The 12,671-nt window shown below is 41.1% G+C and carries 10 protein-coding genes; all 10 read left to right on the top strand.

The window, feature by feature from the left end; all coding sequences use genetic code 11:
* The first annotated feature begins 135 nt into the window (after positions 1-135).
* Positions 136-1,230 (top strand): tRNA (adenosine(37)-N6)-threonylcarbamoyltransferase complex transferase subunit TsaD, encoded by a 1,095-nt coding sequence (gene tsaD, locus Q8N37_03700; protein MDP3057595.1) that lies wholly within the window; start codon positions 136-138, stop codon positions 1,228-1,230.
* 23 nt (positions 1,231-1,253) lie between these two features.
* Positions 1,254-2,039, top strand: a complete 786-nt coding sequence (locus tag Q8N37_03695; GenBank protein MDP3057594.1) for a hypothetical protein — start codon at positions 1,254-1,256, stop codon at positions 2,037-2,039.
* Between the two features lie 18 nt (positions 2,040-2,057).
* Complete coding sequence (locus Q8N37_03690; GenBank protein MDP3057593.1) at positions 2,058-5,015, top strand: valine--tRNA ligase; 2,958 nt, start codon at positions 2,058-2,060, stop codon at positions 5,013-5,015.
* Positions 5,016-5,176: 161 nt separating this feature from the next.
* Entirely contained in the window at positions 5,177-5,635 is a 459-nt protein-coding gene (locus Q8N37_03685; GenBank protein MDP3057592.1) for an Hsp20/alpha crystallin family protein, read from the top strand.
* 84 nt (positions 5,636-5,719) lie between these two features.
* Complete coding sequence (pilM, locus tag Q8N37_03680; protein ID MDP3057591.1) at positions 5,720-6,811, top strand: type IV pilus assembly protein PilM; 1,092 nt, start codon at positions 5,720-5,722, stop codon at positions 6,809-6,811.
* Between the two features lie 62 nt (positions 6,812-6,873).
* A complete protein-coding gene (locus Q8N37_03675; GenBank protein ID MDP3057590.1) occupies positions 6,874-7,671 on the top strand; it encodes a DUF5011 domain-containing protein in 798 nt (265 codons plus the stop codon).
* 57 nt (positions 7,672-7,728) lie between these two features.
* Entirely contained in the window at positions 7,729-8,478 is a 750-nt protein-coding gene (pilO, locus tag Q8N37_03670) for a type 4a pilus biogenesis protein PilO (GenBank protein MDP3057589.1), read from the top strand.
* A 37-nt stretch (positions 8,479-8,515) separates the two neighbouring features.
* On the top strand, positions 8,516-10,270 hold the full coding sequence (locus tag Q8N37_03665; protein MDP3057588.1) for a GspE/PulE family protein: 1,755 nt from the start codon (positions 8,516-8,518) through the stop codon (positions 10,268-10,270).
* Positions 10,271-10,359: 89 nt separating this feature from the next.
* Positions 10,360-11,439 (top strand): type IV pilus twitching motility protein PilT, encoded by a 1,080-nt coding sequence (locus Q8N37_03660; GenBank protein ID MDP3057587.1) that lies wholly within the window; start codon positions 10,360-10,362, stop codon positions 11,437-11,439.
* A gap of 21 nt (positions 11,440-11,460) precedes the next feature.
* A partial coding sequence (locus Q8N37_03655; GenBank protein ID MDP3057586.1) for a type II secretion system F family protein occupies positions 11,461-12,671 on the top strand: 1,211 nt, incomplete at its 3' end.

Genomic DNA, 12,671 nt, shown 5'->3' with positions numbered 1-12,671 from the left:
ATTCCCTTGTTCGTCAAGGGAAAAAGGAGTATAATGGAAGAAATCATTTTAGCATTTTAACATATTAACATTTAAACAAAAAACAATTAAAATGTTCGTTAGTATGCTAGAATGTTTAAATGTTAAAATGATTTTATGATTATTCTTGGCATTGAATCTACTTGCGATGAAACTGGCGTGGCGGTTCTAAAGATCATTGAAAAGAAAGACGGGCAAACGAATATCAAAGTTTTGGCCAATGTTATTTCCTCGCAGATCGCCAAACATAAAAAATTCGGCGGAGTAGTGCCTCAGCTGGCGGCTAAATTGCACCAGAAAAACATTATTTTAGTTTTGGAAAAAGCTCTGAAGCTCGCAAAAATTACGGCATCAAAAGATTTAGATAAAATTGATCTGATCTCGGTGGCGAAAGGTCCGGGATTGATTCCGGCGCTTTTGGTGGGAGTGAGCGCGGCAAAAACTTTGGCTTGGGGCTTGAAAAAACCGCTTGTCGGGGTTAATCATATGGAAGGGCATATCGTTTCAAGCTTGCTTGAAACGAACGAAAAACGAAAAACGAAAAACGAAAAATTGTTTGAATTACCTGCATTGGCGCTTTTGGTCAGCGGAGGGCACACGCAATTGGTATTAATTAAAGATTGGTTAAAGTATGAAATATTGGGTGAAACTCGCGACGATGCGGCAGGGGAAGCTTTTGATAAGGTGGCAAAAATGCTGGGTTTGGGTTATCCCGGAGGCGCGAAAATAGAAGAATTGGCGGAAAAAGGAAATTTTAAGGCTTTTGATTTTCCCCGCCCGATGGCAAAAAGCCGCAATTACGATTTTAGTTTTTCCGGCCTTAAAACCTCGGTTAAGTATACCCTAGAGTCTCTCGATTTAAAATTAAAAGTTTTGCCAAGCATTCGGAATACTTACATTTCCGATATTGCCGCGTCTTTTCAAGCCGCAGTAATAGATGTTTTGGCGGATAAGACTATCAGGGCGGCCGAAGAATACAAAATTAAAACTTTGATCATCGGCGGAGGAGTTTCCATCAATCAAGCGCTGCGCCGAGAGTTAAAAAAATCCTTAAAGGAAAAATTGCCAACAGTGAAATTTTTAGCTCCGGAAAAAGAATATAGCAATGATAACGCAGCGATGATCGCCTTAGCGGGATATTTCAGGTTTAAAGCGGGCGAGGCGGGAAATTGGAAAAGCGTACAAGCGGATGCGAAGCTTAAATTAGGTTAATATTTATTAAATAAATAAATTCTATGGATCCAATACCATCGAATCCTAATAATCAAAACGAAGATAAAAGTGACGTTAATCTTCCTCCTATTTCTTCCATTCCTCCCGATCTTCCTGTTTCTCCCGTGCCCCCTGCGCCTCCTGTGCCGCTTGCTCCCTTCGCTTCTTTTGTTTCTTCCGCTGCTCCTCCGGCGCGACCGATATCGCAAGCTCCGCCGGCTTCGGAAAATACTTTTAAACCCTCAATAAATATGAACGCACAGCATAATGGCCAACAATTCAAACTCGCTTCCGCCGAGGTACAAGGTCCAAAACCTCCGCTGGTAAGCGGTAAAAATTCAAAATTCATATTGATCGCGATAGTTTTGATCCTAATTATTATTGGTGGATATTATTTTTACACAAAAGACAATAATTCCGAACCGATAAATTCTCCGGCCGCGGTTATTCCTACGCCAACTCCGGCAGTTGATAAAAATTTGGATTCTGATAAAGATGGTTTGCCTGACGCGATTGAAAAAGTTCTCGGCACTTATATAACCAAAGCCGATACGGATGGCGATGGATACAACGATCTGCAGGAAATTAAAAGCGGCTACAGCCCTTTGATCGCCGGCGGGACAGGGAAATATGTTCAGGAAGAATGGGATTTGGTTAAAGGAAAGATAAAGATCGAAGACAGGGATTTTTACGAGAAAGAATTTGGAACGCCTGTGGCTTCTCAGAGTCCAAGTCCCAGCCCAGAAGCGTCTTTGTCTCCGAGTCCTGAAGCGTCCTTGTCGCCTAGTCCGACAGCAAGTCCGATCTAAAGATAAAAAATAAAATTTATGCCTGAAATTCCAAAAGCTTACAATCCGCAAGAGGTTGAAGATAAAATTTATAAAATTTGGGAAAAATCCGGCGTGTTTAATCCGGATAATTTGGATTTGCCCAAAAACGCCAAGGTTTTTTCTGTTGCTATGCCGCCGCCGAACGTGACGGGAATTTTGCATTTAGGGCACGCGCTGGAAAATACCCTGATGGATACGATGATCCGGTATCAAAGAATGCAAGGCAAAAAGGCATTATTAATTCCTGGCACTGATCACGCGGCGGTTGCCACGCAAGCCAAAGTGGAAAAAGATCTGGTTAAATCCGGAAAATATAAAAACCCCAGGCAGGAATTAGGCCGGGAAAAATTACTGGAGATCATTCGCGATTATTCCGAAAAATCGAAAGCGATGATTCTGTCGCAAATCCGCAAAATGGGTACAAGCTGCGACTGGGATCGCTTGGCTTATACTTTTGACGAGCCGAGAAGCCGGGCAGTGAATGAAGTTTTTGCCAAAATGTATCGTGATGGTTTGATTTATCGGGGATACAGGGTTGTTAATTGGTCAGTCAAAGGCCAATCGACTTGCTCTGACGATGAATTGGTTCATATTGAACGTCCGGCAAAATTATACACTTTTAAATATTCCAAGGATTTTCCAATTCCGATCGCCACCACTAGGCCAGAAACTAAACTAGGCGATACGGCGGTGGCGGTGCATCCGGAAGGAAAATGGAAAAAATATATCGGTCAAAAATTTACGATAGATATCGGCGCGGCTAAACCTTTGCAAATAAAAATTATTGCCGATAAAAATGTTGATTCGGCTTTTGGTACTGGCGCACTTGGCGTGACTCCGGCGCACAGTATGATCGATTTCGAAATGGCTGAAAAAAATAAATTGCCCGTCATCAAAGTAATCGGCGAAAACGGAAAAATGACCGCGGAAGCGGGTAAAGAATATGCCGGATTGACAGTAGATGAAGCGCGGGAAAAATTCGTTGAGTATTTGAAAAAGGAAGGATTGCTGGAAAAAGAGGAAGATATCGTGCAAAACGTCGGCACATCGGATCGTTTTGGTGATGTGGTGGATGTTTTGCCAATGACGCAATGGTTTGTGGATGTTAACAAAAAAATTCCGGGCTCGCCTAAATTAGGCGAAGCAAGCAAGAAAAAAAGCTTGAAAGACCTGATGCGTGAAGCGGTGACAATTGGACACAATGGCAAAATAAAACAGAAAATAAAAATCACGCCGGATAGATTTCAGAAAATTTATTTGAATTGGATTGATAATTTGCGGGATTGGTGCATTTCACGCCAAATGTGGTGGGGGCATAGAATTCCGGTTTGGTATAAAACAGAAGTTGGGAGTGAGATGGAAGCAATTTATTTCAATGAAAATGTTATTTTTCAGAAGCTTGGTTTTAAAAATGAAAGCGAATTTAATAAATTTTCATGGAAAATTAACGAAGAAAATAAAGATGCGACATGGGGATCATGGAAAAAAGGTGAAATTCAAATAGGTAGACAGTATATTAATTTACTTAAAGAGAAAGGTTTATTTGATGAAGATTGGGTTCAAAAAAACAGAATTAAAAGAAATAATAAAGAAAGCGAGCGGCACGTTGGGGAAAAGCCTATCGAAACTTTTGGGTGGATTCAGGACCCTGATACTCTTGATACTTGGTTTTCTTCCGGGCTTTGGACCTTTTCCATATTAGGGTGGCCAGACAGAACAAAAGATTTTAAAGATTTTCACCCGACGAGCTGGATGCAAATGGGTTCGGAAATAATTTTTTTCTGGATGGCGAGAATGATACTGATGTCTACCTATACCATTGATCAAATTCCATTTAAAGATGTTTATATTCATGGAATTTTAAGAGATAAAGACGGTCGAAAGTTTTCTAAATCTCTGGGAAACGGGATAGATCCCTTGGAAATAATAAAAAAATATGGCACTGATGCTTTGCGATTAAGCTTGATCATCGGTACGACTCCGGGAAACGACGCGCGATTCTACGAAGAAAAAGTGGAGGGCTACCGGAATTTTGCCAACAAGCTTTGGAATATTTCGCGTTTTATCCTGTTTAATATCGATTCGGCGGATCATAATACCGATATAAAAAAAATCGATAAGAAAAAATTAACTCTGGCTGACAAATGGATATTGGCGAGATTAAGCGGACTGGCAGGATCCGTAACAAAAAATCTGGATAAATTCAATTTCAGCGCGGCCGGCGAAGAGATCACGAAATTTATGTGGGACGATTTTGCCGACTGGTATTTGGAAATAGCCAAAATTGAATCCAAGCGGGGAGAGGCGGAAAAAAAGTCAAAAGACGCCATTCTCACGCATTGCTTAAAAACTTTATTAAAGCTTTTGCATCCTTTCACTCCTTTTGTGACGGAAGAAATTTGGAGCAAGTTCAATGAAACTATGTTGATGACGGAAAAATGGCCGAAGTTTTCATTTAAGGCCGGCAAGAGCGACATCGCCGATTTCAGCTTGATCAGGAATTCCATTGTGGCGATCAGGAACTTGCGTTCTGAAAATAAGATCGAACCGGGGAAAAAGATCAAGGCGATCTTTGCCGGCAAAAAAACAGGGCTGATCAACAGAGAAGCCGGTATCATTAAAAAACTTAGTTATCTGGAAGATCTGGTTATTGAATTAAAAAAGGAAAAGATCGAAAAAGTGATCTCGGCGTTTATTGACGGCGTGGAAATCCATTTGCCGCTGGAAGGATTGATTGATGCGGAAAAAGAGCTTGTGAGAGTTGAAAAAGAAATTAAGGAAAACGAGAAAAAGATCGCTGAAGCTGAGAGAAATTTGGCTAATAAAAATTTTATTGAAAGAGCCCCGAAAGAAATAGTGGCGGATACGAGGGAAAAATTAAAAAACAGCTATGACGCAATAAAGAAGCTGGAAGAAAAAAAGAAAACATTAATGCACCAATCATTAAGATATTAAGATATTGTTTCTCTCTTTATTTTAACTAATATCTTAATATTTCAATATTGTAATATCTATTCTATTTGCCTTAAAAACAAGAAAAAGGTATAATATGCTAAGATTATGATTTATTAATAAGTTAGTCACAGATCAATAAGTAATTTTTTTAAGCAAAATTTATGGTGAAAGAAAAACAATCTTTTTTTGAAAAAATTTCCGGCGGGAAAAAAGCATCTTTGAAGGCTGAAGATGCGGTTAAAGAAGAATCCCCTTTTAAAACCGAAGAAAATCCCAAAGAAGTCCAGGAAGGCCAATTGGCGGTTGATGTTTACGAAACAAGCTCTGCGATCGTCGTGGAATCGATCATCGGCGGAGTTAATCCGGAAAATATCAATATATCGGTATCGAACAACGTGCTTATGATAAAAGGCGTAAGGGAAAAAAGCATAGACTCGGCTGAAAATATCAATTATTTTGTCTCCGAATGCTTTTGGGGGCCATTTTCCCGTTCAATTATTTTGCCGTGCGAAGTGGATGTCGATGATATAAAGGCGGTCATCAAAAAAGGAGTGTTGAAAATAACATTATTGAAATTGATCGGAAGCAAGACAAAAAAAATAATGATCGAAGAGGTATAAATTGTTATAAAACTCACCCCGTTAAATCCTGTTTTGCGGGATTTCACCGTAAGCGAAATTATTTAACAGGGTAAATAAAGTTCCATGTTTGATTTTTTAAAAGCAAAACACAAAAGCTACGCGGGTATAGATATAGGAACTTCCAGCGTTAAGATAGTGCAGCTTGGATTGGAAGAAGAGCGGGTCAAGCTCGAGGCATACGGCTTGCTTGAAACCTATGGAAAAATAGAACTCTTGCAAAGCACGCTTCAGACGAGTTCCATACATCTTTTGGGCGGCCAGGTCGTAGATTTACTAAAAGACCTGATTGAAAAATCGAGAGTCACTACTAAGGACGTAATTTTGTCGGTTCCCGTTTTTTCCACTTTTTCCGCGGTAATGGAATTGCCCGATATGCCTTATTCGGAGGTGGAAGAATCAATTCCTTATGAAGCGCGGCAATATATCCCCGTTCCCGTGAGTGAAGTGATCTTGGGTTGGAATATTATCGGCAGGAAAAACAAGTCTGAGGTTAGCGGAGAGGATCCAATCAGAAAAATTGAAGTTCTTCTTGTGGCTATTCCCAAAGAAGTCGCGAATAAATATGCTGAAATCGCTCAAGCCGCCAATCTGAATTTAAAAGCGATCGAGCTCGAATCATTCGCTTTGTCTCGTTCGCTTATTGGAGATGATCTGACCCCGACCATTATCGTGGATATCGGTTCCAAGGTGACCAATATTCTGGTGGTGGATAACGGCTATGTTATGCTTAACAAGGGATTGGATACCAGCGGAAACGAGATCACCAGAGCTCTGGTTCATGCTCTGAATATCAATTTTAAGCGGGCGGAAATTATGAAAAGAGACAGAGGATTATTAAACGCGAAAAGCGAAAACGACAGTTCCGTCAATCAGATAATTCTGCCGGTGGTCAGCCTGATCGCCAGCGAAATATCAAGGGTAAACAGCATATATTTTTATAAAAGCAATAAAAAAGTCGAGAGAGTCATTTTGTGCGGCGGCTCCGCGCGTTTGCCCGGATTGGTCGAGTATTTTTCGGAGAATTTGCACTTGCCTGTCAGCATCGGAGATCCTTGGGGGCGAATCAGCTATGATCCGCCAAGCCTCGGACAAGTTCTAAAAGAAATAGCGCCTTCTTTTTCCATTGCGGTCGGATTGGCAATGAGAGAGCTGTAAATAAAAATAAAAAATTTAAATTTCAAATTTTAGTTTTTAATTTTTAACTTAGTGCAACGACCATGGCAATAAAAATAAATTTAATGCCCAGGAAAGAGGATGTCACTGCTAGAGGAGAATCGAGGCGGCCTTTTTATTTTTCAATTATTCTTATTTTTTTAATTATCAGCTTCATAGTCTATCTTGGCATTTATTCTTACAATACTTTTTTTCTTAAAAAACAATTGAACACAGTTGAGGAAGAAAGCGCGGATATCCAGGAAAAGATCTCCAAGATCTCAACAACAGAAGAGCTTTCAGCGGTAGCCGCCGCCGTTACAAAAGGGAAAAGCATCAAGTCAATATTGTCGAACCATTTCTACGGGTCAAAAATCTATGAATTACTGGAGAAGCTGACCATCAAAAGCGTTTCGTATGATAAATTTTCCGAGAAGATCGGCGCTGATAATATGATTAATGTGTCTCTTTCGGGCAAGGCGGATAGTTATAACGCGCTGGCGAAGCAATTGATAATTTTTAAAAAATCCAAAGAAATAAAGGATGTGATTTTTAGTGAAGCTACATTGGAAAAAAACGCGAAGGTTGCGTTTTCACTTAACTTAAGCCTTGATTCGAAGATAATAACCGTTCGGCCGGTTATTACATTATCAGATTCCGGTTTGATCAAAATAACAGTCGGCTCCAGTTATTCCGATGCCGGAGCATCCGCGGTTGACGGAGTTGACGGAGTTCTTCCGGTAACGACAACCGGCTCGGTAGATACGAATGTTGCCGGAACTTACACCCTGATTTATAGCGCCGTCAATGCTGCCGGAAATTCTCAGACAGCGACCAGAACAGTCAATGTGGTGGCGCCATAGCCTGAAGAATGGATCATTCTATCGTTATATAATTTTGTATTATTTCAAAAAATAAATATGAATATAAAAGGCACACAAATTACGGCAATTGTTTTTTTGATAATAACGGTTGTTTTGATTTGGCAAATATTCAATGTTTATCCGGAAACCGGCGTTTTGCAGGATAAGATCAAAGCTCAAGAAATAATTACGAAAGACTCGGAAGATACGCTGAAAAGATTAACTGAATTTGTTGATTTCACTGAAAAAAACAAAGAGACTATCGGCAAGTTTGATTCAATTTTGCCTGTTGACGAAGGCAAGGCTAATTTATTATCCAATATAGATAATATAGCCAGCGCCAATGGCTTAGAAACCCTAAGAATAGTTTTTGAAGCAAAAATCGATTCCGGAAGTGAATATTTAAACCCGGAAGGCGTTGCGCCCAAAAAATACGACTTTGATTCAAGAAGCGTCAAAATTTCTTTGCGCGGCAGCTATCCTTCTTTTAAGAATTTTTTGAACGCGATCGAGAAGAATTTGCGGATAACGGATATTGTTTTTGTCGATTTTTTGGCTGACTCCGCCGTGAGCGAAACGGGCGAAGAGATAAAAGCATATTCTTATAATATTGAATTAAAAACTTATTTATACAAGCCTCCGGAGGAGGAAAATATCGCTAAATTGTTGAGCGGCGGAAAATTTAAAAGTTTTACCGCCAAGAATCTGGGTTTTATAAAGGAAAAAGCATTTAGCGATTTGTTGTTATCTTCCAGTTATAATATTAACGCTGGAGCGGATGAAATCGGCAATCGGAATATATTTTAGTTTTGCTAAACATTTAATGGATTAATAATTATAGATTATGCCTCTTTTAAGCGATGAGAAACTTATTGAATTATTGCTGAAAAAAAAAGCGGCAACGCGAGAGGCTATTGATAGCGCAAAAAAAGTGGCAAAGGAGCATGGTTTGGTCCTGGAAGACGCGTTAATAGAGAATAAAAGCGTTGACGAAGAGGATGTGGCAAAGATCAAGGCAGCTTTTTTTAATATTGGTTATGTTGACCTGAGAGAAGAATATATTCCCGCGGAGATTTTGAGCCAGGTGCCCGAAGAAGCGGCATCGCATTATCAGTTTGTTCCTTTTTTTTCCGATGATGAAAAGATCAAAGTCGCTCAATTTGATCCTGAAGACGCAAAAGCCCAGGAAGCTTTAAGATTTTTCACCTGGCAGAAAGGGAAAAAAATCGAAACTTATATTTGTTCCGAAGCAAGCTTTCGAAGCGCTTTCAAGCAGTATCATATTATAAATACGGAAGTAAAAAAAGCGCTCGAAGATATTCAAAGCGCTGATAAAAAATCGGAAGTGGACTCAGGCGTGATAAAACTTTCGGAAGTTTTGACCGAAGAAGCGCCGGTAAGCAAGATCGTGGATATGATCTTGCGCTCCGCGGTGGATGCGAAGGCGAGCGATATTCATATTGAACCGGTGGATGGAAAATTGAGAGTCAGGAATCGGATCGATGGCGTGCTGCAAACGAGCTCCGAACTTCCCGAATCGCTGCAGCTCCCAATTGTTTCTCGCATTAAAATATTAGCCAATCTGAAAATAGATGAGCAGAGAAAGCCTCAGGACGGCAGGTTTCAGGTTAATCTTGACGGCAAATTTATAGATTTTCGCGTTTCCAGCCTTCCGACTTCCAGGGGTGAAAAAGTCGCGTTGAGAATTTTAGATAAAGACCAAGGCATCCAGAATTTGGAAAATATGGGCATGGGCGTCCATTATCGCAAGATGATCCTGGAGAACATTCGAAAGCCTTTTGGCGCTATTCTGGTATCCGGACCGACCGGAAGCGGAAAATCCACCACTATTTATGCTCTTTTATCGATCTTAAATCAGGACGGTACGAATATTATCACTCTGGAGGACCCGATCGAATATTATATTAACGGCATCAATCAAAGCCAGATAAGGCCGGAAATCGGCTATACTTTCGCTTCCGGGCTCCGTTCGATCATGCGTCAGGATCCCGATGTGATCTCGGTCGGTGAAATAAGAGACAAAGAAACAGCGGAACTGGTGGTTCATGCCGCCTTGACCGGGCATTTGGTTCTGTCCACTATCCATACGAATAACGTGATAGGCGTGATACCGCGCTTGATAGATATGGGCGTAGAGCCGTTTTTATTGGCATCTTCTGTGAATATCGCAGTGGCGCAAAGGCTGGTAAAAAAAATTTGCAAATATTGCAAGGAAGAATACGCTCCTTCGGCGGAAGTGGAAACCAGGATTTTAAAAGAAATTTCTCAGCTTAGCGCCGCGCGGAGAAAAGAGATCGGCAGTTTTATTGACAAGCGCCCCATCAAGCTTTCCCGCGGAGTCGGCTGCAAGCGCTGCCAGAATAAAGGAACCAAAGGAAGGATCGGCCTTTATGAAATGCTGGAAATGACGAAAGAATTGGCAAAAATAATTACGGACGGCCTTTCGCAGGAGGCGGTTATAAAAGAGTCGAAGCGCCAAGATATGATCACTATCCGGCAATCAGGAATTATCAAAGCGGTAAGAGGGGACGTGATGGTGGAAGAGGTTTTTGAAGTATCAAAAGACGATGAAGGATAATTTGCAAGATTTATGAATTATGATTTACGATTTATGAACGAGTTGGAGTTTTTTCTTAAATCTTAAATCTTAAATCATTAATTATTATCATGGTTTTATCAAGTGTATCAACCATTAATTTAAAAAATTTGCTGTCGGCTGTTTCGGAGCAGGGCGCCAGTGATTTGCATTTGGCGGTAGGCCGTTATCCCACGCTGAGAATAGACGGGGATCTTGTGCCATATATGCCGGGAAAAATTTTAAATCCCGCCAGCATCAAAGATTTGATCTACTGTATGCTTTCCGATAGGCAAAAAGAGATTCTTGAGAAGGAAAAAGAAGTTGATTTTTCTTATAATTTCGACGATAAGGCGAGATTCAGGATCAATGTGTTTTATGAAAAAGGATATTTGGCCGCCGCTTTGAGATTGATTCCCGCGAAAATCAGGACGATTGAAGAATTGGATTTGCCGTCTATGCTTTTGGATCTGACCAGGCCTTCCCAGGGGTTTGTTTTGATCGTCGGTCCGTCGGGACACGGCAAGACGACCACCATGGCCGCTCTTATCGATTACATCAATCAAAACCGAAATAGCCATATCATAACCATTGAAGATCCGATCGAATATCTGTTCAAGCCGGATCGCTGTATTATCAATCAGCGCGAAGTTTATCACGATGCCATGTCTTTCAGCTCCGCTTTAAGGGCGACTTTCAGGCAAGATCCCGATATTATTATGGTGGGCGAAATGCGCGATCCGGAAACTATGGCCACCGCGATCACCGCCGCCGAGACCGGGCACTTGGTATTTGCCACTTTGCATACCAATAATGCTTCGCAAACGATAGATCGCATCATAGACAGTTTTCCCGCCGGCCAGCAAAATCAGATAAAAATGCAATTGTCCGGAAGTTTGCTGGGGATCGTTTCCCAGAGGCTGATTCCAAGGATCGATTCCGGCCGCGTGCCGGCCTTGGAGATATTGATCGCCAATCCCGCGGTTAGGAACTTGATCCGGGAAGGAAAATCCCATCAGCTGGATCTGGTTATCGATACGGGCGCGGATGCCGGCATGGTGTCGCTGAATAAATCTTTGGCCGGTTTGGTCAAAAGCCGCATAATTTCTCTGGAAAACGCTGAAATTTATTCCTTAAATACTTCAGATCTAAGAATGTTGCTGCAAAAGTAAGTTTTTAATTATAATAAACCTATGCAATTTAATTACGAAGCAAGAACGCAAGACGGCGAAATTCAAGCGGGAGTGGTAGACTCGTCCGATGAAAAAGCGGCGATAGAATTTTTACAGCGCCATAATTTGGTGGTTATTTCAATTAAATCTTCCGATAGCGCGACTACTTCGTTCGCGGAGAAATATTTTTCTTTCTATTACAAAATTAAGAAAAAAGATTTGGCTATATTTTCCAGGCAGATGGCGATATTGATCGAAGCCAAGGTTTCTCTGGTGCAAGCTCTTCGGGCGATCGTAGACCAGAGCGAGAACAAAGTGTTCAAGGAAATGATCTATGAAATAGCTTCAAGCGTGGAAGCGGGGATGACGTTTTCCGCCGCGCTTGGCCGCTACTCGGATACTTTTTCTTTATTCTACATCAATTTGATTAAATCCGGCGAGGCTTCGGGAGACTTGGAAGGAATGCTTGTGTATCTCGCGGATCATTTGGAAAAAGAAGCGGAATTGGAATCAAAAGTAAAAGGCGCGCTTATTTATCCGGCTGTTATTGTGACGGTTTTCGGCTTGGTGGGAATAGTGTTTATGGTTTATATCGTTCCAAAAATTACCGTAATGTTCGAGGAAAGCGGCAAAGAGTTGCCGTTTATCACCAAAATTTTGATCGCCGTGAGCGACGCGCTGATAAATTATTGGTTGCTCTTATTGATAGCGGCGGCGGGAATCGCTTGGTTCGTAAGATACTGGTTTAAATATCAAAAAGGCAATGAAGTATGGGATGAAATAAAAATAAAACTGCCGGTGTTCGGCGGACTTTACAAGAAAATTTATATCACTCAATTCGCGGAAAATTTGAGCACTTTATTGTCGGGCGGCATCGCGATGATACAAGCTTTGCATATTTCAGCGAATGTCATCGATAATACCGCTTATAAAAGAATGATCATGGACGCGGTAAAAAAAGTTAAAACCGGAGAAACAATAAGTTCGGTTTTTAAGAAAAACGAGAAATTGGTGCCGCCGATGGTGGTGACGATGATGAGAATTGGCGAAAAAACAGGCAAGCTCGACGTGGTTTTGAAAAAAATCGCTTATTTTTACGGCAAAGACGTAAATGGCGTGGTTGAAAACATATCTTCGCTTATCGAGCCGATGATCATTTTGGCGCTGGGCGTTGCAGCCGCGATTTTGGTGGCAGCGATCTTGCTGCCGATTTACGATATCGCGGGAGCGTA

It is taken from the genome of bacterium, assembly GCA_030693205.1.
GTDB lineage: Bacteria > Patescibacteriota > Minisyncoccia > JAHIHE01 > JAHIHE01 > JAHILZ01.
The sequence above is the reverse complement of the archived record's forward strand: the minus strand, read 5'-3'. Positions and strand labels throughout refer to the sequence as shown.